The organism is Bythopirellula superficialaquae, assembly GCF_059632245.1.
This window is the reverse complement of record NZ_CP197426.1, coordinates 77,992-102,125: the sequence shown is the minus strand read 5'-3', so window position 1 is coordinate 102,125 and position 24,134 is coordinate 77,992. Positions and strand designations below refer to the sequence as shown.

The 24,134-nt window shown below is 55.2% G+C and carries 15 protein-coding genes, 5 tRNA genes and 1 pseudogene; 3 read left to right on the top strand and 18 right to left on the bottom strand.

Annotated elements, in window-relative coordinates; all coding sequences use genetic code 11:
* Positions 1 to 65: 65 nt before the first annotated feature.
* From rpsG to SH678x_RS00320, 16 genes and pseudogenes are all read right to left on the bottom strand, one after another.
* Complete coding sequence (rpsG, locus tag SH678x_RS00395) at positions 66 to 536, bottom strand: 30S ribosomal protein S7 (protein ID WP_496920901.1); 471 nt, start codon at positions 534 to 536, stop codon at positions 66 to 68.
* 39 nt (positions 537 to 575) lie between these two features.
* Complete coding sequence (gene rpsL, locus SH678x_RS00390) at positions 576 to 944, bottom strand: 30S ribosomal protein S12 (RefSeq protein WP_496920900.1); 369 nt, start codon at positions 942 to 944, stop codon at positions 576 to 578.
* Between the two features lie 552 nt (positions 945 to 1,496).
* Positions 1,497 to 5,637 (bottom strand): annotated as a pseudogene (gene rpoC / locus SH678x_RS00385) (DNA-directed RNA polymerase subunit beta'); the annotation flags it as partial.
* A gap of 71 nt (positions 5,638 to 5,708) precedes the next feature.
* The gene (rpoB, locus tag SH678x_RS00380; protein WP_496920899.1) at positions 5,709 to 9,425 is read right to left on the bottom strand and encodes a DNA-directed RNA polymerase subunit beta; all 3,717 of its coding nucleotides are present in this window, start codon (positions 9,423 to 9,425) and stop codon (positions 5,709 to 5,711) included.
* A gap of 347 nt (positions 9,426 to 9,772) precedes the next feature.
* Positions 9,773 to 10,180, bottom strand: coding sequence for a 50S ribosomal protein L7/L12 (rplL, locus tag SH678x_RS00375; protein ID WP_496920898.1), 408 nt, complete (start codon positions 10,178 to 10,180; stop codon positions 9,773 to 9,775).
* A gap of 88 nt (positions 10,181 to 10,268) precedes the next feature.
* Positions 10,269 to 10,820, bottom strand: a complete 552-nt coding sequence (gene rplJ, locus SH678x_RS00370) for a 50S ribosomal protein L10 (protein ID WP_496920897.1) — start codon at positions 10,818 to 10,820, stop codon at positions 10,269 to 10,271.
* Between the two features lie 102 nt (positions 10,821 to 10,922).
* Positions 10,923 to 11,600 (bottom strand): 50S ribosomal protein L1, encoded by a 678-nt coding sequence (gene rplA / locus SH678x_RS00365; RefSeq protein WP_496920896.1) that lies wholly within the window; start codon positions 11,598 to 11,600, stop codon positions 10,923 to 10,925.
* Between the two features lie 63 nt (positions 11,601 to 11,663).
* The gene (gene rplK / locus SH678x_RS00360) at positions 11,664 to 12,089 is read right to left on the bottom strand and encodes a 50S ribosomal protein L11 (RefSeq protein ID WP_496920895.1); all 426 of its coding nucleotides are present in this window, start codon (positions 12,087 to 12,089) and stop codon (positions 11,664 to 11,666) included.
* Positions 12,090 to 12,181: 92 nt separating this feature from the next.
* A complete protein-coding gene (gene nusG / locus SH678x_RS00355) occupies positions 12,182 to 13,000 on the bottom strand; it encodes a transcription termination/antitermination protein NusG (RefSeq protein WP_496920894.1) in 819 nt (272 codons plus the stop codon).
* A gap of 94 nt (positions 13,001 to 13,094) precedes the next feature.
* Positions 13,095 to 13,496 carry a preprotein translocase subunit SecE gene (gene secE / locus SH678x_RS00350; protein ID WP_496920893.1) on the bottom strand — a complete coding sequence of 134 codons (402 nt, stop codon included), beginning with the start codon at positions 13,494 to 13,496 and terminating at the stop codon, positions 13,095 to 13,097.
* An 87-nt stretch (positions 13,497 to 13,583) separates the two neighbouring features.
* Positions 13,584 to 13,656: transfer RNA gene (locus SH678x_RS00345), tRNA-Trp, on the bottom strand.
* 83 nt (positions 13,657 to 13,739) lie between these two features.
* Complete coding sequence (tuf, locus tag SH678x_RS00340; protein ID WP_496920892.1) at positions 13,740 to 14,939, bottom strand: elongation factor Tu; 1,200 nt, start codon at positions 14,937 to 14,939, stop codon at positions 13,740 to 13,742.
* Positions 14,940 to 15,030: 91 nt separating this feature from the next.
* Positions 15,031 to 15,103 (bottom strand) — tRNA-Thr (locus tag SH678x_RS00335).
* Positions 15,104 to 15,222: 119 nt separating this feature from the next.
* A tRNA-Gly gene (locus tag SH678x_RS00330) sits at positions 15,223 to 15,293 on the bottom strand.
* 112 nt (positions 15,294 to 15,405) lie between these two features.
* Positions 15,406 to 15,487, bottom strand: a tRNA-Tyr gene (locus SH678x_RS00325).
* A 352-nt stretch (positions 15,488 to 15,839) separates the two neighbouring features.
* Positions 15,840 to 15,912: transfer RNA gene (locus tag SH678x_RS00320), tRNA-Thr, on the bottom strand.
* A gap of 363 nt (positions 15,913 to 16,275) precedes the next feature.
* Between SH678x_RS00320 and SH678x_RS00315 the strand changes: the two genes are divergently transcribed.
* The 3 genes from SH678x_RS00315 to SH678x_RS00305 all read left to right on the top strand — a co-directional run bounded on the left by SH678x_RS00315 (position 16,276) and on the right by SH678x_RS00305 (position 20,478).
* Complete coding sequence (locus tag SH678x_RS00315; RefSeq protein WP_496920891.1) at positions 16,276 to 18,063, top strand: SLC13 family permease; 1,788 nt, start codon at positions 16,276 to 16,278, stop codon at positions 18,061 to 18,063.
* A 41-nt stretch (positions 18,064 to 18,104) separates the two neighbouring features.
* A complete protein-coding gene (locus SH678x_RS00310; protein ID WP_496920890.1) occupies positions 18,105 to 18,854 on the top strand; it encodes a DUF2270 domain-containing protein in 750 nt (249 codons plus the stop codon).
* Between the two features lie 127 nt (positions 18,855 to 18,981).
* Complete coding sequence (locus SH678x_RS00305) at positions 18,982 to 20,478, top strand: zinc metalloprotease (RefSeq protein WP_496920889.1); 1,497 nt, start codon at positions 18,982 to 18,984, stop codon at positions 20,476 to 20,478.
* Here the strand turns inward: SH678x_RS00305 and SH678x_RS00300 are convergent.
* Both SH678x_RS00300 and SH678x_RS00295 read right to left on the bottom strand, forming a co-directional pair.
* Positions 20,429 to 22,183 carry a PEP-CTERM sorting domain-containing protein gene (locus tag SH678x_RS00300; protein WP_496920888.1) on the bottom strand — a complete coding sequence of 585 codons (1,755 nt, stop codon included), beginning with the start codon at positions 22,181 to 22,183 and terminating at the stop codon, positions 20,429 to 20,431. The two genes, SH678x_RS00305 and SH678x_RS00300, sit on opposite strands and share 50 nt — an antisense overlap.
* Positions 22,184 to 22,282: 99 nt before the next feature.
* Positions 22,283 to 23,971, bottom strand: a complete 1,689-nt coding sequence (locus SH678x_RS00295) for a right-handed parallel beta-helix repeat-containing protein (protein ID WP_496920887.1) — start codon at positions 23,969 to 23,971, stop codon at positions 22,283 to 22,285.
* Positions 23,972 to 24,134 lie beyond the last annotated feature (163 nt).

Here is a 24,134-nt window from a genome sequence, read left to right as displayed (position 1 = left end):
TAGGAACCGCGGGTTAGGATGCCTTGGCACCCTAACCCCCAACCCCTAGCTGTCTGGTTTGGAAATTACCAACCGAAGTGAGCAAATGCCTTGTTGGCGTCGGCCATACGATGGACGTTTTCACGCTTGGTCATCGCGGCGCCTTCACGGTTGTAAGCTGCGGCCAACTCATCGGCGAGCTTCTGTGCCGTGGGACGGCCCTTCTTGTCGCGAACCGCGGAGAGAATCCAGCGGAACGACAAGGATTGCTGCCGAGTGCGACCAACTTGCATCGGCACTTGGTAGGCGGCACCACCGACGCGCTTCGAGCGAACTTCGATGGAAGGCTTCACGTTTTCGATCGCTTGAGTGAAAACGTTGATCGGCTCTTCGTTGGGAATCCGCTCGCGAACGATGTCGAGTGCGTCGTAGAACACACCCTGAGCAACGGCCTTCTTGCCGTCGTGCATCAAGCAATTGATGAACTTGCCGGCGAGGAGCGAACCATACAGCGGATCGGGCTTCAACTGTTTGCGACTTGCGGTAATGCGTGGCATAGGAAACTGCTTATACTTTTTCTTGACTAATTAAATTACTTATGACTTTTTCGCACCGTAGAGGCTGCGAGATTGCTTACGACCCACGACGCCCAAGGTATCCAAGGCACCGCGAACAACGTGGTAACGCACGCCGGGAAGGTCACGCACACGACCGCCACGCACGAGCACGATGCTGTGCTCTTGCAGGCTGTGGCCTTCGCCGGGGATGTAGACCGTGACTTCCTTGCCGTTGGAAAGACGCACACGGGTAATCTTGCGAAGTGCCGAGTTCGGCTTCTTCGGGGTCATCGTTCGCACCTGCAAACAAACACCGCGTTTCTGCGGGCATTTCTGCAACACCGGTGACTTGCTGAACTTGCGTTTTTGCTTGCGGTTCTTGCGAACGAGCTGGTTAACTGTTGGCATCGACAGGCCTTCTAATAACACTCTCGGGAAATAGTGAACCAATCAATTTATCGCGCCCGCGGTTGATGGTCAACCGGGGTGCGGAGCGTGAGAAGTCGTAACTTCCCAGGTTTTTCGGGGGACTTCAGGGCATTGCAGGGGACTTACGTCCCCCGCTCGCCTAAAAGTCGTCGTCGTCGCCGAAATCGTCATCACCGCCGAAGTCGTCAGGCTCGCTGGCAAAATCCACGGGGTCTTCGGCAGTCTCGCCAAACGCATCACCGCCCAAGCCGGGGGGCAATGGTGGTAGCTCTTCGGGCACTTCGGCGGAGCTCATCCCCAACAAGGCGTCGAGCCCCGAAGGAGCTTCGCTCTTGAAGACGGGCTCGTCGCCGTAGGTATCGGTGATAAACGGCTCGCTTTCGCCGTTCTTGGGAACACCACCGCCACCACCTCGCGATTGCAGGGCGGAATCCAACAACGGGAACGACCGTTCGAGCACACGTTCCTTCTCGGACGCCAAGGCTTCGAGGGCATCTGGCGAGATGCGCACTTCCGATTCCTGGATCGTGTGGAATCCGGTCCCCGCGGGAATCAAGTGGCCGAGGATCACGTTCTCCTTCAAGCCGACCAAGTAGTCGGTCTTGCCGGCGAGCGCGGCTTCGGTGAGCACCTTTGTCGTTTCTTGGAAGCTTGCCGCGGAGATGAAGCTGGAGCTTTGCACCGACGCCTTGGTAATACCCAAGAGCTGAGTGCTGGCGGTGGCCATCTTGGGCTTGGCGCCCTTGGCCAGGTCGCCACCCAAAGCTTCGATCTGAGCGTTGGCTTGCTCGAGCACGTCCTTGGGCACAATCGCACCCTCGGCGAACTCGCTGTCACCCTTGTGACTGATTCGCAGGCATTTCGAAATCGCTTCGTTGGCTTTGCGGAAATCGTACTTGTCGATCACGCTGCCCGGCAGCAAATCGGTATCGCCTGGAGATTCAACCCGCACTTTGCGAAGCATCTGCGAGACGATGATCTCGATGTGCTTATCGTTGATTTCCACGCGTTGGCTGCGGTACACGTTTTGGATTTCGCGAGTGAGGTACTGATGCACGGCTTCCTCGCCCGAAATCCGCAAAATATCGTGCGGCACCAGTGGGCCATCGACCAATGCTTCACCAGCACGCACCTTGTCGCCAGCGTGCACGCGCAAGTGCTTGCTGTGCGTGACCAAGTGCTCGCGCTCGATACCGGTTTCGCTGCGGACGATAATGGAACGCTTGCCGCGTTTCTTTTCGCCCAAGATCTCCACCGTGCCATCGATCTCGGCAATCACCGCGGGATCGCGCGGCTTGCGTGCTTCGAAAATTTCGGTCACGCGAGGCAAACCGCCCGTGATGTCCTGAGTACCCGACGCTTCGCGCGGGGTCTTGGCCACCAACGTACCCGGCGAGATGACCTGGCCTTCGTCGACTTCCAAGTGAGCCCGCTCGGGCATGTAGTAGAAGTCGAGAATTTTACCGTCAGCTGGGTCTTCGACCACGATCTGCGGATGCAAGTCGCCCTTGTGTTCCATGATCACGAAGCGCTTCTTACCGCTGGGGTCCATTTCGCCGCGGATGGTTTCGCCTTCGACCAAATCTTCGAAGCGAACCTTACCGCCCGTTTCCGAAAGAATCGGAATACTGTGCGGATCCCATTCGCAAAGCACCGCACCAGGAGCGACGTCTTCGTTCTCCTTGACCTTGATCACGGCACCGGCGGGGACTTCGTACTTCTCGACCTCGCGGCCTCTTTCGTCGACCAACGCGATTTCGCCGTTACGAGTCAAAACAACCAATTGGCCAGCATCGTTGGTCACCGCCTTGAGGCGAGCGAACTTGGCGATACCACCCTTCTTGGCCTTGATGTCGCTGTCTTCCACGTCACGCTGACCCACGCCACCGATGTGGAACGTACGCATCGTGAGCTGGGTACCAGGTTCGCCAATCGACTGAGCGGCGATGATACCCACCGCCATGCCTTCTTCGACCATCGAACCGGTCGACAAGTCCATGCCGTAGCACAACCGGCAAACGCCGAGGTCGGCATCGCAAGTCATCGGGCTACGAACTTGAATCTTCTCCAAGCCGAGTTGCTCGATATTACGCGCGATGTCGGAGGTGATCATCTCGTTTTCAGCGACAATCACATCGTCGGTAATCGGATTGACGATATTCGCCCGGCTGACGCGACCCTTGATCGAGTCGGCGAGGCTCACTTCCACCTTTTCACCACGGTAAATAATACCCTTGGTGATGCCTTGGGTCGTCTTGCAGTCGTGCGTGGTGACCACCACGTTCTGCGCGACGTCGGCGAGCTTACGAGTGAGGTAACCCGAGTCAGCCGTCTTGAGAGCCGTGTCGGCCAGACCCTTACGAGCACCGTGCGTCGAGCTGAAGTATTCGAGCACCGTCAGGCCTTCGCGGAAGTTGGCCTTGATCGGGGTTTCGATAATCTTGCCCGAGGGCTTGGCCATCAAACCACGCATACCACCGAGCTGACGCATCTGTTCGACGCCACCACGAGCACCCGAGTTTGCCATCAAGAAGATCGGGTTCACATAGCCGCCGGTACGGAAGTCGGCTTGTAGGCCGGCCATCATTTCGGCCGTAATCTGTTCGCGAGCGTGCGTCCAAGCGTCGAGCACCTGGTTGTAGCGTTCGACTTCGGTGATCACACCCCGTTGGAACAGCTTGTTGAACTTCATCACGGTCTTTTCGGCTTCGGCGATGATCTTGCCCTTGGTGTCAGGGGTGATCAAATCGTCGGTGCCGAACGACAATCCGCTCAAAGTGGCTTGGCGGAAACCGAGTTGGTTCATATCGTCCAACAGCTCGATCGTGGCACGACGACCGACGAATTCGTAGCAGTCGGAAATCACTTTCGCCAACTCACTCGACTTCAACGCGACGTCGTAGTACGGCATCCCCTTGGGCAGGATCATGTTGAAGATCACGCGGCCCACGGTTGTATCGATGCGAGCACCCAACTTCTTGGTGTTGCCACGATCTTCACGCAACGAGCGGTGCTTCGGCAAACGCACCTTGATCCGTGCGTGAGTGCCAACCTTGCGGGCACCGTAGGCGGTTTCAACCTCTTCGAGCGAACTGAACACCATGCCATCGCCCATGCAGTCGGGCACGTTCATGGTCAGGTAGTAGCAACCCATCACCACGTCCTGCGACGGGCTAATAATGGGGGCACCGTTCGACGGGCTGAAGATGTTGTGCGTGCTCATCATCAACGTGTGAGCTTCGACCTGGGCTTCGATCGACAATGGCAAGTGGACGGCCATTTGGTCGCCGTCGAAGTCGGCATTGAAGCCTTTGCACACGAGCGGATGCAGGTTGATCGCGTTGCCTTCGACCAGGGTCGGCTCGAAAGCTTGAATACCCATGCGGTGCAGCGTGGGAGCACGATTCAACAACACCGGATGATTGGTGATCACCTCTTCGAGGATATCCCACACTTCGTCGTCTTTGCGCTCGAGCATCTTCTTGGCCGACTTGATCGTGTCGGCATGCCCGAGTTCCTTAAGACGGCGAATGATGAACGGCTGATACAACTCAAGCGCGATCTTCTTGGGCAGGCCGCATTGATGCAGCTTGAGCCGCGGACCGACCACGATCACCGAACGAGCCGAGTAGTCGACTCGCTTGCCGAGCAAGTTTTCACGGAACCGGCCCTGCTTACCCTTGATCATGTCGGTAAGCGACTTGAGCGGACGATTCGACGAACCCAACACGGGCCGCTTGCAGCGATTGTTGTCGAACAACGCGTCGACCGATTGCTGCAGCATACGCTTTTCGTTGCGAATGATGACCTCGGGGGCGTTGAGGTCCACGAGCTTCTTCAAGCGATTGTTGCGGTTGATAATGCGGCGATAAAGATCGTTCAAGTCGCTCGTGGCGAAGTTGCCGCTATCCAACAGCACCAAAGGACGCAGGTCCGGCGGGATCACGGGGATCACGTCGAGCACCATCCACTCGGGCTTGTTGTCGGAATCACGGATCGCTTCGACCGTCTTCAAACGGTTGATCAGATCTTTGGCCTTTTGCTTGGAACCCGTTTCCTTGAGTTCGACGCGCAGCTCTTCGGAGAGCTTCACGAGATCCAAGTTCATGAGCAACTTGCGAACGGCTTCGGCACCCATGTCGGCTTCGAAGGTTTCGCCATACTGTTCGCGGGCTGCGCGATATTCTTCTTCCGTCAAAAGCTGTTGCGGCTTAAGCGGCGTGTCACCCGGATTGACAACGACGTAATCCTGAAAGTAAATCACCTTTTCCAGGCTCGACGTCTTCATCGCCAAAAGGCTGCCCAAGCGGCTGGGCATCGCCTTGAAGAACCAGATGTGCACGATGGGAGCGGCCAATTCGATATGGCCCATCCGCTTGCGACGCACGCGGCTGTGAGTCACCTTTACGCCGCAACGGTCGCAGATCATGCCCTTGTACTTCATGCCGCGATACTTGCCGCAGGCACATTCCCAGTCCTTCTCCGGTCCGAAGATGCGTTCGCAGAACAAGCCGTCCTTTTCCGGACGGTAAGTACGGTAGTTAATGGTTTCGGGCTTCTTCACCTCGCCAAACGACCAGCTGCGAATGTCGTGCGGACGGGCCAGGCTAATCTTCACCGAGCCGTAATCATTCACGCGGTCGTAATTGGAGGAGTCTAATATATTGCTCATATTGCTTTCTCGGGTTAAGAGAAAATGTTCAATGCAAAATTCTTAACGCAGATCGATGTCGCTGTCGGCAATTACAATTGCTGACGCTTTTCGAGCTGCATGTTGAGTCCGAGGCCGCGGATTTCGTTGGTGAGCACGTCGAAGCTCGCCGGGGTGCCGGCTTGCAGCGTGTTCTCGCCCTTGACCATCGACTCGTAAATCTTCGTCCGGCCTTCGACGTCGTCGCTCTTCACGGTGAGCAACTCTTGCAGGATGTAAGCGGCACCGTAAGCCTCCAGTGCCCACACTTCCATTTCGCCGAAGCGTTGGCCACCGAACCGTGCCTTGCCACCCAGCGGTTGCTGCGTGATGAGCGAGTAAGGTCCCGTGCTGCGAGCATGCACTTTGTCGTCGACCAAGTGATGCAACTTAAGCATGTAGATATAACCGACTGTGGTCTCTTGCTCGAACTTCTCGCCCGTGCGACCGTCGAACAACTTCGTCTTGCCGTGGCGTGGCAAGCCGGCTTCTTGCAAAGCGTCGTTGATCTGTTCTTCAGTCGCTCCGTCGAACACCGGCGTCACCGAGCGGAAGCCAAGCTTCGCACCTGCCCAGCCGAGATGGGTTTCGAGAATCTGCCCCACGTTCATACGGCTCGGCACGCCGAGCGGATTGAGCATGATTTGAACCGGAGTTCCATCATCAAGGAACGGCATGTCCTCGATCGGCAGAATCTTGGAGATCACACCCTTGTTACCATGACGGCCAGCCATCTTATCGCCGACGGAGATGACCCGCTTGGTGGCGATGTAAACCTTAACCATTTGCAACACGCCGCTGCGGAGCTCATCGCCGCGCTTCATCGAGTTGAGCTTACGATCGCGGATGTCGATGGCTTCGTCCACCGCTGGCCACATCGTCTTGTAGGTCTTCTCAACGTCCTTGAGCTTTTGCGGGCTGTTAATGGCAATCGAATCCAGACGGAATCGCGTGGCCAAATCAGCGACGAATTGCGGTTCTTGATTGTGAACCTGCTCGTTGCCGTCTTCGTCGGTGATCTTCTTGCCCAAAATGCCTTCAATCTCAACGATCATTTGGGTGAACTTATTGGCGATCGCTTCGTTGCCTTCTTTTTCGGCCGTCTTGAGCGACTTCTCGAACAACTTGCGTTCGTCTTCCGACAAGCTCATGCGCCGTGAAAACTTCTGGGTGTCGATCACGATGCCTTCGATGCCCGAAGGAACTTCCAGCGAATCGTTCTTCACGTCTTCACCGGCACGGCCGAAGATCGCGTGGAGTAACTTTTCTTCTGGTGTGAGTTCGGTCTTCGACTTCGGCGAAACCTTACCTACGAGAATGTCACCCGGCTCGACAAACGTGCCGATTTGCACGATGCCGCTTTCGTCGAGATTACGCAGGGCCTTTTCGCTGACGTTGGGAATATCACGAGTGAACTCCTCGCGGCCGAGCTTGGTTTCCCGAATCTCGACGTCGAATTCTTCGATATGAATCGAAGTGTACGTATCGTTGCGAACCAACTCTTCGCTGATGATGATCGCGTCTTCGAAGTTGTAACCTTCGTACGACATGAACGCGACCAACACGTTGCGGCCCAGCGCCAACTCGCCCTTGAACGTGGCGGCACCGTCGGCAATCACTTGGCCCTTCTCGACCTTATCGCCTACGCGCACCAGCGGCTTCTGATTCTGGCAGGTCCGTTCGTTGAGACCCACGAACTTACGCAGGTGGTGAATTTCAGTGCCAATCTCGATCCGAGTGGCGTCGACATAATTCACGGTGCCCTTCTGGCCCGCACGAATCAACATGCCCGAATGCTGAGCTACGTCCCGCTCTAAACCTGTACCAACGACCGGTGGATCGGCAATCAACAGCGGCACCGCTTGGCGTTGCATGTTGGAACCCATTAACGCACGGTTCGCGTCGTCGTGCTCGAGGAACGGAATCAAACCGGCGGACACGCCGATCATCTGGCTCGGGGCTACGTCGGTGTATTCAATCTTATCGACGGGCACCAAAACGAAGTCCGACTTGTAACGGGCAACAACCGTATCACCTTGAATCTGGTTGTCTTTCACCGGTACGTCGGCGGAAGCCACGAAGGCTTCCGATTCTTGATCGGCACGCAGCCAAACGACTTCGTCGGTCAGCTTGCCACCCTTCACCTTGCGGTAGGGAGTGATCAAAAAGCCGTATTCGTCGACCGAAGCATACATCGCGAGACTGCTGATCAAGCCGATGTTCGTGCCTTCCGGCGTCTCAATCGGGCAGATGCGGCCATAGTGCGAAATGTGAACGTCGCGAACTTCGAAGCCCGCACGCTTACGGTTCAAACCGCCAGGGCCAAGGGCCGACAGACGGCGTTCGTGCGTAAGCATCGAAAGCGGATTCGTTTGGTCGACCACTTGCGAAAGCTCGCCACGGCCAAAGAAGTATTCAATCGCCGCCGAAATGCTCTTAGGATTGATCAGGCTGCGCGGCGTGATGTCGTCGGCGTCCTTGAGGCTCATGCGCTCTTGGACCGTGCGGCGTAACTTGAGGAAGCCCTTGCGAATTTCGTCGCAAGCGAGCTCGTCAATCGTACGCAAACGACGATTGCCCAAGTGGTCGATATCGTCGATTTCGACTTCTTGCTCACCGGCCGTCAGGCCCAGCAAGTAACGAATCGAGGCAATCAAATCCTCGGGCCGCAGAACCATTTCGGTCTCGGGCACGTTGATGCCCAACTTGCGATTCATGCGGAAACGTCCGACGCGGCCTAAACGATAACGATTGGCGTCGAAGAACTTTTCTGAGAACAGCTGGCGGGCCTTTTCGAGTTGCGGCGGGTTGCCCGGACGCAAACGCTGGTAGATACGCAGCAAGGCTTCTTCGTGGCTCGACGTGTTATCGTCGGCCATCGCGTTGAGCAAATGGGGCGACTTGGGCGGGTCCATGATTTCGACCTGCTTGACGCCCGACGTGCAAATCACTTCAGCAATATTCTTGGTGATCCGCTGGCCACCTTCGATAATGATTTCGCCGGCGCGATCGCTGCCGACCGGATAGATAATGTCGCCGACCGCGACCTTACCTTCGATCTTGGCAGCGCTGCGACCGTCGACGATCTTCTCTTTTTTGGTTTCGTAGAACTGCTTGATAATATCAGCGTCGAGACTCAGCTCGGGGCTCATCGCACGGAGCAACGTGACGGCCGAGAACTTGCCGCTCTGGTCGATGCGGACCGTGATGCTGTCCTTCTTGGTGGTATTGAGCTCGATCCAGCTACCACGCTCGGGAATCACGCGACAACTGTGCGTGCGGCGCTCACCGGCTTCGATTTCCGAAACGAAATCGATACCAGGGCTACGGTGCAACTGGCTCACCACGACGCGCTCGGCACCGTTGATGATGAACTCACCCCCACCGAGCATAATCGGCAGGTCGCCCAAGTAGACTTCTTCCTCGATCGGCTGCTCTTTCACCAAGCGCAGCCAAATCCGGAACGGCCGACCATAGGTGAGCCGCAACTGCCGGCACTCGTCCGGTTCGTAGCGCGGCTTGCCCAAATCGTAGCGCAAGTACTCGAGCTTGATCGTCTTGTCGTAGCTCTCGATCGGAAAGATTTCGCGGAGCACACTCTCCAGGCCGTCATCTTTGCGAATGATCGTCGTGGTTCCGTCGTATTGCAGGAACCGCGCGTAGCTCTCGGTTTGGATTTTTGTCAGGTCGGGGATGTCGTAGGCAATACGTGCGCTCCCAAAGGTACGGACTTCGGGAACCTGTAAACGTCGTTCAGCCGGGACTGCCATAGGGCGCGTCTGCTCCGATATCACGAGTTAGAGTGAATACAGCAACACGAGCCCGCTAAACTCTCGGTTTTCGAGAGGCGGGCCCATTGAAGCCAAGCTAAACCGAGAGCGGGGACTCGGACCGCGGGGGTCCAAGCTACTATCGCGGGTAGGCTGCGATTGAGCGACTTCCGTGCCATCACCTTCCCCCCTTTGCCTCGGTACTAAGATTCGCACGTGGAAAATTCCCACGTGACTAGCGAACATCGAAGTTCGCGCTTCCGCGCGAGCTTCACTCACACCATCAAGCCATCGTGCGAGACCGCGTGCCGCATAGGCTGGCCGCGGTCTCGAACAATGCCAATCAATTACTTGACGGTGACAGTCGCGCCAGCTTCGGCCAATTCGGTCTTGAGCTTCTCGGCATCTTCCTTGGAAATGCCTTCTTTGATCTTGCTCGGAGCGGCTTCGACCAAGTCCTTGGCTTCCTTGAGACCCAATCCCGTTGCGGCACGAACCACCTTGATGACGGCAATCTTGTTGCCGCCGGCGCCTTCCAGCACAACGGTGAACTCGGTTTGCTCAGCTGCGGGCGCTGCATCGCCAGCGCCACCACCGGCAACCATCATGACGCCGCCGCCAGCGGCTGGCTCGATGCCGTAAACGTCCTTGAGGTAATCGCTCAGTTCCTTGGCTTCCTTGAGGGTCAGGCCGACAATCTTGTCGCCCAGGTCCTTGGTGGTGGCAGAGAATTCTGCAACTGCTGCATCGCTCATTTCAAAACCCTTTCTTGCTGTGCGGGCAAAAGACCCGCGTAAACTCTGATTCGATTTATGATTTCAAATTTCTAACCGTGGCTAGAAATCAGCTTTCTGCTGGACTGGCTTCGGGTGAACTTCCTTCTTCTTCGCTCTTCTTTTTGATCTGGCTGGCCAACTTGGCACCCGTACCAAGCAATTGGCTCGACAACTTGGCACCCGGGCTCAAAATCTGACCCACGAGAATGCTGAGCTGCTCTTCGCGGCTGGGCCACTTGCTGACCGCCGTTACGTCCTCGGCGGAAAGCCTCGAGCCATCCATCGCGCCACCCTTGGGAGCGAATGGCTTGTACTTGGCATCGGCTGCCAAACGGGTGATTTCCTTGGCGAGGGAGACCACGTCATCAGAGCCCCAGACAATCGCCGAGCTGCCGGTGGAACCCTCAAACGCTGGAGCCAAAGTCGAACCTTCGGTCGCGCGGCGGCCGAGGCTGTTCTTCAGCACCAACAGATGAATATTCTTCTTCCGCAACTCTTTGCGAAGCTCGACGTTGGAATTGGCTTCCATCCCGATGACGTTGACCAAAATCGCGTCGGAGACCCCTTCAAGGCGGCTCTTTAATTCGTTCGTAATCAGATCTTTGACGTACTTACTCATGACTGGGAAGGCTCTTAGCCGTTAGCTACTAGCCTTTAGCTCCGTATTCGTTGTTCTCTGCCTTGGCTAATAGCTGGATGCTAATAGCTGACAGCTTCTTTCTTAAACAGCCAACTCAACGCTGGGGCTCATCGTCGCGCTGATGTGAGCCGAACGCACGTAAGTTCCCTTCACGCCCGAGGGCTTCAAGCTCAAGATCATGTTGACGAAAGCTTGAATATTCTCGGCCAATTTTTCGGAATCGAAATCGATCTTGCCGACGATCGCGTGAACGTTCCCGCCCTTGTCGTTGCGGAATTCGACCTTACCGGCCTTGTATTCGCCAATGGTCTTGGCCACGTCGGGGGTCACCGTGCCAGCACGGGGCGAAGGCATCAAGCCACGAGGGCCGAGCACTTTACCCAACGGACCGACGACCTTCATCATGTCGGGGGTCGCAATGCAGACGTCGAAATCGGTCCAACCGCCGAGAATTTTCTTGGCCAATTCGTCGTCGCCGACTTCATCGGCACCAGCGGAACGAGCAGCTTCGGCCGCGGGACCCTTGGCAAACACCACGATGCGTTGCACCTTGCCAATGCCGTGCGGCAACACGATTGAACCGCGGACGATTTGGTCGGCCTGCGTGGGATCAACGCCGAGTCGCATGGCGATCTCAACGGATTGCACGAACTTCGGGCCATCGTATTTCTTCAGGGCGTCGACGGCCTCGGTCACGGCCAGCGCCTGTTTGGGCTGCTTTTCGACGGCCTTTTTCATTCTTTTTGCTATTTTTGGCATGATTCAATTCGCTTTTTCTTAAATACACACTGCCCGCTGAAGCGGGCGTGCCGAGCGTTATTATTAACCTTCGACTTCAAGACCCATGCTGCGGGCGGTGCCGGCGACCATCCGCACGGCATGCTCCAGGTCGCGAGCATTCAGGTCGTTCATTTTGAGGTTCGCGATCTCTTCCATCTGAGCGCGAGTCACTTTGCCCACTTTGGTCTTATTGGGGACCGAAGATCCTTTGGCCAAACCAACAATCTTCTTGAGCAACACCGCAGCGGGGGGACTTTTGGTGATGAAGTCGAATGAACGATCGTTGTAGACGTTCACCACGACGGGGATCATCATCCCGCCGGCTTCCTTGGTTTTGTCGTTGAATGCCTGAACAAACTGGCCCAGGTTCACGCCGTACTTACCGAGCGAAGTGCCCACAGGAGGAGCCGGAGTGGCCTGCCCACCGGGGATCTGAAACTTCGCGGTACCAACTAATTGCTTTGCCATCGTTTATAGCTATTAGCTTTTAGCCATTAGCCGTTAGCCAGAGTTCTTATCCTCTCTGGCTAACGGCTAACAGCTAACAGCTAACGGCTCTCCTAAAGTACTTCAACTTGCCAATATTCCAATTCGACCGGCGTACTGCGGCCGAAAATGTTAATCATCACCGTGATGCGACCATTTTGTTCGTCGATCAAGTTCACTTCGCCTTCGAAGCTTTCGAACGTGCCTTCCTTGATCTTCACGCGGTCACCAATCTTGAAGTTGATGTTCAACTTGGGTGATTCGGCGACTTCTTCCTCGTCCTTCTTGACGATGCGGGCCACTTCGTGCGCCAGCATGGGGGTCGGCTTCCCAGCCGAGCCCGTGAAATCGCCGATGCCCGAAGTTTCTCGCACCGCAAACCACGTGTCGTCGTTGATGCACATGTGCACGACGATGTAGCCGGGGTAGAGCTTCCGCTCGACGACTTTCTTTTTGCCTGCTTTGAATTCGGTCACTTTCTCGGTGGGAACAACCACCTGATCAAAGTAACGATCCAATCCCTCGACCTTAATCTTCCGCTGGAGCGCCTCGGCAATCGACCGTTCGCGATTGCTTTGCACTTTGAGGATGTACCAATCCATGACGATTGGCCCTTCATCCTTTTTCTTGGGAAGCAACGCCCGCTTAACGGGATCGAGTTCTTCTTCTTTTTCTTTCTTGGTGGCTGGCTTCTTCAAAACGGCTGGTTCTTCGACAACCACTTCGTCGGCCGCACCTTCGTCGGTTTGGCCGTCGACTTCCTCTTCGGAGATCGCGGCTTCCGCCTGATCCACAGCCGCCTGCTCTTCTTGAGCGTCTTCGGTTGCGGTCGCGGCGAGGTTTTCATCCTCGGCGGTCGAATCGTCAACGATTTTTTCGGCTTCGTCGCTCACCGAGAGTTCCTTCGTTCTGATGCCAAACAGCCTAAATGCCTAACGATCCGCCACTTCCGGGGCGAATCGAACCGACCGTAAAATCCGAAAACCCCTAAAACCCGAAAACCCTGTGGAGGATCGAGCTCAACACGATGTCGTATAGGTAGAGAATTGCCGCCAACAAAAAGATGACCGCAATCACTACCATCGAGGCCCGCCACAACTCAGTGCGGCCTGGCCACGAGACTTTGTTCATCTCCGCTTCGACCGAGATCAAAAAATCGGCAAAGCTGGGGATGTTCACAATCCGGAAAGCGATCCATGCACCCACGCCCAGGACGATCAACGGCACCACATAACGGCTGACGGCATCCGCCCCCGCCATGGAGTTGAGCTTCCATGCCGCCACCGCAAACACCAGCGCGATCGCGGCAAAGGTGACCTGTCGGGCAATCCTGCCCTGGCTACGCTTGTAACGCGAAGCCCCGAACATTCCAGAAATTAACTCGGCCACGGCCAATCTCACTCAGTTAAAACCAGGTCGTCGAGCAGTCCTCGACTCGCTTGCAACGCAATCTCGTCTTTTCTCTTCATTCCCAAGCAGGGGCGGCGGGAATCGAACTCGCAACCCCCGGTTTTGGAGACCGGTGCTCTGCCAATTGAGCTACACCCCTGTAGTGAAGGGGGAGGGCGGAAGGTGGAAGGTGGATTTAAATCCGAACCTTCCGCCTTCCCCCTTCCGCCCTCCGCCTTTTAATTACTCCAAAATCTTCGTCACAACGCCTGAACCGACCGTCTTGCCACCTTCGCGGATAGCAAAACGAACGCCGTCGTCCATGGCGATGGGCTTGCCAAGTTCAATGCTCAAACGAACATTGTCGCCGGGCATGCACATTTCGGCGTCGCCCATCAAGTTGGCGGCGCCGGTGACGTCCGTCGTGCGGAAGTAGAACTGTGGGCGGTAGCCGCTAAAGAACGGCGTGTGACGACCACCTTCTTCCTTCGACAGCACGTAAACTTCGGCCTCGAACTTGACGTGCGGAGTGATGCTACCTGGCTTGGCCAGCACCTGACCGCGTTGAATATCTTCACGCTTCACACCGCGGAGCAAGCATCCGACGTTGTCGCCGGCTTCGCCTTGATCCATGGTCTTGTTGAACGCTTCGACGCCCGTGCAGGTCGTCTTGGTCGGAGCAGCGGTCAAACCGATGATCTCGACTTCTTCGCCGACCTTGACCTTGCCGCGCTCGATACGTCCCGTGGCTACGGTACCGCGACCTTCGATCGAGAACACGTCTTCGATGGCCATCAGGAATGGCTTGTCGGTCTCGCGGGTTGGCTCGGGAATGTAGCTGTCGATGGCGTCCATCAATTCGCCGATGCACTTCGACGCGGCGGGATCAGACGGATTGTCGTAAGCAGGCTTCGACGCACCACGAATGACCGGCACTTCATCGCCGGGGAAACCGTGGTGAGTCAACAGTTCGCGAACTTCGAGCTCCACCAACTCGAGCAACTCTTCGTCGTCGACGAGGTCGCACTTGTTGAGGAACACGACGATACGAGGCACACCCACCTGACGAGCGAGCAAGATATGTTCGCGAGTCTGCGGCATTGGGCCGTCGGCAGCGGACACAACCAGGATCGCACCGTCCATCTGGGCGGCACCGGTGATCATGTTCTTGATAAAGTCGGCGTGGCCCGGGCAGTCAATGTGGGCATAGTGGCGATTGGCGGTTTCGTATTCAACGTGCGAAACGGCAATCGTCACCGTCTTGGTGGCGTCGCGGACGGTACCGCCCTTGGCGATGTCGGCATACGACTTACCCTTGGCGAGACCTTTAGCCGCCTGCACGGCCAGGATCGCGCCCGTTGTGGTGGTTTTTCCATGGTCAATATGACCAATCGTACCAACGTTCACATGCGGCTTGGTACGCGCAAAAGTATCCTTAGCCATTTTTCTCCCTACACTGATTTACTGGGTCGCTAACTTTGGAAACTACAAAAGGGAGGCACTCACCAACCCTTAAACTTTTACTTACCTACAGAGCTGCTGATGAGACTCGAACTCATGACCTCTTCCTTACCAAGGAAGTGCTCTACCAACTGAGCTACAGCAGCGACTTGTAAGCTATTAGCTCTTAGCCATCAGCTATTAGCTCAAACGATCTTTCTCTAACTAACTTCTCTAAATTTTTCAGACTAAAAGCTAACGGCTCTCAGCTAATAGCTTTTCTCAAAGCGGGTGAAGGGAATCGAACCCTCGTCATCAGCTTGGAAGGCTGTTGCTCTACCATTGAGCTACACCCGCAATCATAAATGTCTGATTTATGACGTCTGATTTATGATTGCGAAATGCAATCCCGTCCAAGCTTTCCTCTTCACCCAATCAGAAATCATCAATCCTAAAATTTAAATTCAAATGGGGAGTGCAGGATTCGAACCTGCGAAGGCAGAGCCAGCAGATTTACAGTCTGCCCCGTTTGGCCACTTCGGTAACTCCCCGGTCTGCCAACCGCGCCCGTTCGCTTCCGCACCTCAGTCACTTCATCCAATCAATCGCTAACGATCTTAGGAACCAAACAATCGATTCACACCAATTGTCTGTTTCGTGATTACGGCGTATTCTGCTCCTGTGAGAAGCAGATTGTTTTCCACGAATAAGCAAACGCTCACTCGCTTCAATCACTTAGGGCCACGTCCTTCAATCCGTTCGCATATGTCTCTTCATCACGCTTATCACTCGCTTGCTGAAAACAATTTTTCAACGCGCGAATTGATAAACTTCTGTAGCGCCGACAACGCTCCCTCACACTTCAACTTGCGTCGAAACGAATGGGCGCACCGCGACTTGACGAGCTAGCGAAGGGAATTGAACCCCCAACCTGCTGATTACAAATCAGCTGCTCTGCCAATTGAGCTACGCTAGCCTGACTCCGACAAACTTACGCGAATCACCTAATATAGCTATGTCCAGAAGTGTGACAAGGCGACCCCAAGCGAATTTCGCGCCCAACTGTACATCAGTTGGGTAAGTTCTCGGCGGATTCTATCTAAGACGACCCAAATTGCCGCAAAGTTCACCTAATTTGACAAGCTAGCACCTACTTCGCCCAGGCCGCAGAACGAGGATTGGCACGATAAACTACCGGATTCTTTCCCACCCCACTGCCTTGTTGGGCTAAAACATATCCTCTCTTCGGCTGGTCACTGGCACACCAATTGCCTCTGGATTGGCGGTTTTCGCCGAGAATGGCGACCGATTCCTCAAGGAAAGGGCACGAAATAAATCCATGACCGACCAGCTGATCGTCTATGCGGTCCTTATCGTCTCGATGGTTCTCTTTATTCAGGACCGGATTCGCTACGACCTGATCGCGGTCATGTCGCTCTGTGCGCTGACTTTTACTGGAATTGTGCCCTTCAAGGAAGCTTTTGACGGCTTTTCGAACCCTGCGGTTATTACCGTGGGGGCGATCTTGATCCTGAGTTTTTCCCTGGAAAAAGCCGGTTTAGTTCAATTAGTCGGCCAATGGATGACTCTCGTCGGCGAAAGCCAATCTCGGCAGGTACTCGCTCTGTGTGGGGCCGTAACAATTTTGTCCGCCTTCATTAATAATGTCGGGGCCGTCGCACTGCTGATGCCCGTGGCGATTCACTTGGCTCGCAAATCGAAACGTTCTCCCTCGTTTATCCTGATGCCGATGGCCTTTTGTTCTCTGCTGGGGGGAATGGCAACGCTAATCGGCACGCCACCGAATATGATCGTGGCCGATTTTCGCAGCGACTATGCCGATACGCCCTTTCGCATGTTCGACTTCACACCCGTCGGCGGCGGCGTGGCCCTCATCTGCTTTGCTTTCATTGTCTTGATCGGGTGGCGAATCGTTCCGAATCGCAAAAGCGGAGTCGAAGGCGATCTGTTTGAAATCGAAGATTACTTTGCCGAGCTTATTGTTCTCGAAGATTCCAAAGCCATTGGAAAATCGATCAAGGAAATCGTCAGTCCCGAAAGCGACATCAATGTCATGTCGATCAAGCGCGGCAAGGTCTTTGTTAAAGGTCGGCAGATGAAATCGCTCGCCCTGGACGAGGGGGATCGCATCCTGGTCCGCAGCGGTTCGCAGCATCTTCAGGAATTTATCGCCGAACAGAAATTGGTACTTAAAGGCGATCGCCCTATTCCCGATGACTCCCCCACGCCCGAAGAGGCGATCAATCCCGAAGAACTGGAAATTGTGGAAGCGGTCGTGATGCCGAACTCGATCTTGGTGGGCAACACGGCACGACAGGTTCATTTGCGCGAGAACTTTTATAGCAATCTGTTGGCCTTGGGCCGACGCGGCAGGCTTGTGGAGCAGCGGATGCGCGATGCGCGGGTTCGTTCGGGCGACGTACTGCTGCTGCAAATGCCGCGTGACGAGATGGGAAATATTATCCGTGATCTCGGCATTCTGCCGCTTGTCTCGCGTGATTGGAAATTGCAGCCTTACCGAAAATTGCTCACAGCCATCGGACTTTTTATCGCGGCCATTGTCGTGAGTAGCGTCGGCTGGATGCCGGCCAGCATGGCGTTTGTCGCGGCTGCCCTCGGGATGGTCTTGTTCAAAGTCATCCGTGTCGGTGAAGTTTATGAGGGAGTTGACTGGCCACTTATTATTTTATTGGGGGCCATGATTCCGGTGGGCGAAGCCTTTGAAACGAGCGGCGCGGCGGAATCTCTCGCAAACACCACTGTCAATTTCGTCGGAACCAGCAGTCCGACTCTTTTGCTCGGTGTGATTTTAGTGGTGTCGATCGTGCTCGCCGATTTGTTCAGCAACGCCGCCGCCGCGATTATTATGTGCCCCGTCGGCATCAGCATGGCCGAGCGAATGGATGTGTCAGCCGATCCTTTCTTGATGGCGGTGGCTGTCGGTTCCGCAGTGGGAATGGTCACACCTATCGGTCATCAGTCCAGCACGCTCGTATGGGGACCTGGCGGCTATCGCTTTAGCGATTATTTTCGCCTGGGATTTATCACCGAAATTTTGGTGGCCGTGACGGCCATTCCGTTGCTGCGTTGGTTCTGGCCGTTTTGATGCTAAACTTGTGGGTAACGATCCCCTTCCACGGATAAGTCATGGCCGAGAACACCGAACATCTTGAACTCTCCAAGCCGCACGTTCCCCACTTCGACGTTTCGGAACTAACTCGCTCGGAATACATTGCCGCGCTTGTTCATTTCTACCGCGGCGAGTTGCATCGCTCGACCATTTGGCGTGTGCGACTCGACACGACCACCAACTGGTCAATTCTTTCGGTGATGGGATTGGTCACTTTTACTTTCGGTGAACCGGCTCATTCCCATGCTCCGCTGATTGTCGGCATGTTGCTCGTCTTTACCTTTATGGGAATTGAAGCTCGTCGCTATCGCATCTTCAATGTGTGGTGCGCTAGGGTTCGGAATTTAGAGGTGAACTTTCTCACGCCGATTCTGCAATTCGACATGAAGGCGGTCCGACAAGGTTGGGGCCGCCTGGTGGCCGAGGATTTGCTCCACCCGAGATTCAATATGACGTGGCAACAAGCCCTGCGAGCACGGCTGTTACGGAACTACTTTCCCCTGTTTCTCTTGCTGCTAGTGGGATGGTTCGTGAAATTGCAGCCTGCCAAGGGAGGCGCGCTGCCAAGTTTTGGTGAGTTGCTCGCTGATATGCGGATTGGCTTTATACCCGGCTGGGGAGTTTTTGGTTTCGTGCTTGTACTCTATACATATCTCGCAGCACTCATGTTTACAGGAGGGCACGTCGATGGCGAGGAAAAATACTTTGGCGTCAACGACAACTTGCTCCACAAGTTCAGCATCTCGGAAGTTGATGCGGCGGATTGAGTGGCATCATTCACAATCCCATTGAGAGTGTTTGCCAAAATTGTCGATTCCCTTGACGCTCTTGCCTAGATAACTAGAGTGGATCGCACGAGCCGATCTCTCTTCTTGACGCGCGGCGAGGCGGAACATGACGCGGTACTTTTCTTTTTTTGGCAGCCTTGTGCTATGTGCAGTGGTGATCGCAACCACTTTACTTACACCCTCCACGGCCTCGGCGTATGACATTGTGAATCGTTGGTCGGCCACACAGGTGAACGGTGGTGGGCTGTTGCGCGGCGACCCCGTGACGTTGCGCTGGAGCGTTGTGCCTGACGGGCAAAGTTATTCGCGTTCTGCCAACAGCCAACTTATTCAATTTTTGGACGATGGCTGGAACGTCGCGGCAGCGCAGCGTGGCTTTGACTATACCAATCGCCCTTGGTGGACCGTGATGAACAATGCCTACGCGCAATACGAGCGCGTCGCGGGCTTCACGATGGTTTATGTGCCTGAACTGACTGCGGGCGGTGCTGATACAGGCATGGAAGGTGATATCCGCATCGGCGGTGAGAATCTCGATGGCACGCCCGGTGGTGCCCTGGCCGACAATACCTTTCCCAACGATGGCGATATGCGGATCGATATCACCCGCGAAGCTAACGGCTCCGTCGGTTTTTATTTCGCCACGGAACCTGGATTTCGCAATCTGATTATTCATGAATCCGGCCACGGCGTCGGCTTAGGGCATGTCGAATTTGTAAATGGTTCGGGAAAAGCGGTGATGGAAGGTGGCCTGCGCACCGACATCTGGGGTTTTCAGTTTGACGATATCTACGGGCTCAACCGCCAGTACGGCGATCCCCGCGAAAAGAACGGCGGCAATAACACCCCCGCCACGGCCAATCTGTTGGGCAACTTCACGACGTCTGCTGTGGTCTCGTGGGGGACCGATGCCACGGATGGAACCATCGAACAATTCGACGACGATTTTCTGAGTATTGACGGCTCGAACGACGCCGACTGGTTTCGCTTTTCGATCACCGGCGATACGTTTGCCAATATCAAGCTGTCACCCATCGGGCCCAGTTACACGACCGTTCAACAAGGCTTCATCGACGCCACGATGTACAGCGATCTCAACATGCAGTTCTTCATTCAAAACCCAGGCGGCACGTTGAGTTTGCTCTCGACGGTTAATCAACACGGCCTGGGCGCATCCGAGTTGATCCCTGCGTGGCAGCTCACAACTCCTGGTGATTACTTAGTACGCGTGCGAGGCACGCAAGACTTTAATCAGTTCTATCAACTCGATCTCAATTTAAGCGAATTGCCGCTGCCGGGAATGTCGGCGGATATCAACTTGGATGGGCTCACGACGATCGACGATTGGCAAATCTTTATCACCAATGCTTACACTGATCTCGGTGGTTTAAGTCAGCTCGATGCCTTCCAACTCGGCGATCTTGATTTGGATGGCGACAACGATTTCGCCGACTTTCGTTACTTCAAATCGGCGTACGATTTGGCTAACGGCTCGGGCGCATTCGCCAGTATTGGTCAGATTCCCGAGCCCCAAACTTTAATGCTCGCTTTATTCACAGCAATCGGTGGCGTCTGCTGGAGGCAACGGCCAGCACTCCAGTAATTAACAAAAGACTGCTCGGTTCCGGCACGGCGGTTGTCGCCGTGAGCAAGCCGCCGTTGTATTCCGCTTGCCACGTGGCAAGATCTGCGGGGCTGAAGGGATCGGGTGACTCACCACGCTGCCAGGCCAAAAAATCGCGACCATCGACGTCGCCATCACCATCGTAATCACCGGGGATTTCCGGCTCGTTGTCGAAATCTGGAGTCCACAGGGCTAACCCTTGTACGCCGGTAAGCGTGGTAAAGTTATAAGCCACCTGACCGAGGTTATTGAGGCCACTGCTTTCCATTGTGTTCGAACTCGAACCGGCGCCTCGGCCCGCCAATTCGATGCTTATCAAATTCTCGTTCGTTCGAGCCACTGTGACTAACCCCTCTTCAGGGTCGTAAAGATAGATACCAAAACTCGTGCCGGGCAGCGCGCCGGTGTGCGTGCAGTAAAAGACCGCTTGGCCAGCCTCGTTGATCATTGTCCGAGTCGTGACGTTTGTCAGTTGGATAAATCCGTTGCCATCGGGCGCGGGATCGCCTTGTCGAGCGATTTCCGTGATTGTCGTGCCGTCGCTAATATAAATACCCTTGTTGTCTGAAAATCCACCGGGCGTATTCGAAAGTCCTGCCGCAACGATTACGGTGCCGCTATTGTTCATGGTCGGTGGATCAAACGAAAAAAGATTACCCGTCGTCCCGCCAAAACGATCTGGCGCAGGCTGACCTTTACCAAGCATTAAAGTGGTCGTGGTGCCGTCCCCTAAAAATACGCCCGCATTGTCGTCCGCGCCTCCACTCGTGCCACTCAAGCCCGCATTGAACAAGACTTGTCCCGAATCGTTGATTGCCGAAAACCCGGCCATCATGCCAAATGTTCCGTTGGTGCCTCCACCCAACGCAGGCGCGGGCTGTCCTTGTCGGGCAATCGTGGTGAGAGCTCCGCCCGATCCACGATATACACCGGTTGGCGAAGCACCAACATTTAAAAGCGCCGAGAACGCTGCCTGGCCACTTTCGTTGAGCGCTGGCGTAAAGAAACCCGAAAACAAACCATTGCCTTCGGGTGGCGCGCTTTGGATCCGCGCAATCTCGACAGTCGTATTCCCATCGCCACGAAAGATGGCGTTATTGGCGTTGCCGGGACTTGTGCCAGAAAGCGAGCTGCTAAATGCCAGCTGGCCGGCACTATTGAAATCTGACAGGGACGGGCCATTGTATGTGCCGTTGCCATTGGGAGTTGATTCGAGCCGCTCGGCGATTTTCGTCAACGTTGGTCCACGATAAACACCAGCAGCAGTCGAGAAGCCATTGCGCGTGACACCGAAGGCCAATTCTCCTTCGCTATTGATTGGAGGAGGCGATGTATAAGTTTGGCCGAAAACCTCTGCTCCGCCCGGTGCCGTTTGGAGTCCACGAGCAATTTGTGAAACGGGTTCGCTCGACTCGATGCGAAATACGCCAAACCGATCCGCCGATATATTGCCACCAACAGTTCCAGTCAAAGTTGCTGTAAATGCCAACTGGCCTTCGTCATTGAGCGATGGAGGAGCCATTCCGCTGAACGTCCCATTGCCATCCGGGGCGGGGGTGCCACCGAGATTGAAATATTCCGTCGCGGCATGAAGCTCAGCATCGCAAAGAATCAGGACGACTGCAAAGAAAAGACAGCGCGTTATTCCTTGCACCACGGACCATGACTCGTCTGGTGTCTGCACAGCTATCTCCCCAAGATCGTTTTCAGATGGCTTTACCTGAGCCGTAATATAAATGACCTTGCGGAAGAGATGCAAATAAAATCCCGTTGCCAATCCGATTTAGGGACGTTTTACCCAAGCAATTGCCATTAAAGCCCCCAAATAGAGGAGGTACGTGGCTGTTGGCTCCGGCACTGCTTTTGCACCGGCGTTCACCGCTTGGTTGCCATACGCAGCTTGCCAGTCGGTGAGATCACCCACTGATGGATTTCGCTGCCACGCCAGAAAATCTCGGCCATCGACGTCGCCATCGGAATCGAAATCACCCAATGTGTTTAATATCTCGAAAGCGCCAACATCGGGGAGCGTGCCGCGGGGATTTCCGAAAATGTCGACTGCTGGCGACTGACTCGGAAAGGCGTGATCCACTCCAGCACTCGTACTTGCTGGCATGCCGTACTGCATCACCAAGTTTTTGAACACGTCTTCAATCGTTGCTGAGCCGTCGGCAAATTCGCTTGTCGCAGAATTCCAACGTGGAACAACAAGCCCCTCAAGCGGAGGCAGGCCGGGATTACTGACAATGCGATTAGGATCGGCCGTGTAGTTGATTGCCTCGTTTGGATCGGACGGAATCGCGGAACCGCCGTTGTAGTATTGATTATTGAGCAACGTCCAATTATCGACCTCTCCCGGCGGTGCATCCGAGAAATCATTGGCCCCGCCGAAGGACGAGCCCATCGTGCCCGTCGGGTCGCTCCAAATGTTGTTGTAAAAGTTGATTTGGTCGTTGGTCACGGCGGCATTTTCGACGTTCACCCGCATGGCATAGGCGAGTGACGGCAGATCGCCGGTGACGGTGTTGTTGCGAAACGTAATCTGCTCACCGCTTTTCACGCCGAGCGCAGCGCGCATGGCGTTCGTCGAATTGCCGAGCATAAGATTGTTCTCGATCATCACGTTGCGTGCTTCGATATATGGCTTGCCATCCTCGCCGATCAACACGAAGTTCGAGCCGGTGCTCCCTTGCCAATTCAAAAACACGTTGCGTTCGACATTGACCCGATCGGTGCCCAGAAAAATATCATCGTCGTCGTTGCTATCCTTGATGACGATGTAGGCCGACGTGTCGTTGCCGTTGGTGCGTCCTGAGCCGCCGAAATCGTTGAAGAAGACGTTACCCCGAACCGTTACGTCTTCGATCGAATTGATATCAATATGTTCATCCGAGCCGGCTTGGTTGTAGAACATGTTGCCTTCGACCAGGACGTCGGTCACACCGTTGTTGATCTTCAGTAGGTCATTGTTGTAGCTGTCGTGGATGACATTATTTCGTAGCGTAATGTTACCAACGCCGCTGTTGCCGCCACCGCCGTCGATGTGAAACACGAGCGGCGAAGCTCCTGCACCAGAGTGCGCGATGTCGAATCCCTCGAACGTGATGCCGCTCGCGCCACGGCCATTCACATAAGCCACGACTGTTTGGCTAGAATGCCGAAGACGAGCTTGATAAGGGACTTCCGAGCGGACGGTCACCCCTTCCGCAAATGTGCCCACCAACGATTGGCGACCCGTATACGTTCCTGGGCGCACCAAAACGGTCGCACCATCGACGTTGTTGTCGTGCAATCGACCGAGCGCGCCGCCAATCGTGGCCCAAGGGCTCGCGAGTGAACCGTTGCCGGTTGAGTCATTGCCAGTAGTAGCGACGTAATAAGTTTGTGCTGCAGCGGTTGAAGCAAAGAGCAATATTTGGCAAACACCAATTGCCCTGAATCGCACTAAAAGCGCGAGAGAATGACGGTTCATATCGATGGCTGTTCCCTAAGGCCCCTGCCCCACACGTTAGAGGAAATCGCCACGAGAGTCAAAGACAATCACGTCAATGGCTTTTCGCAAGCTGGTGGAACATGCTTCAGAATGATCGCACGTCAACTGGTCAAACGATGATCACTGCGGACATTTTCTATAC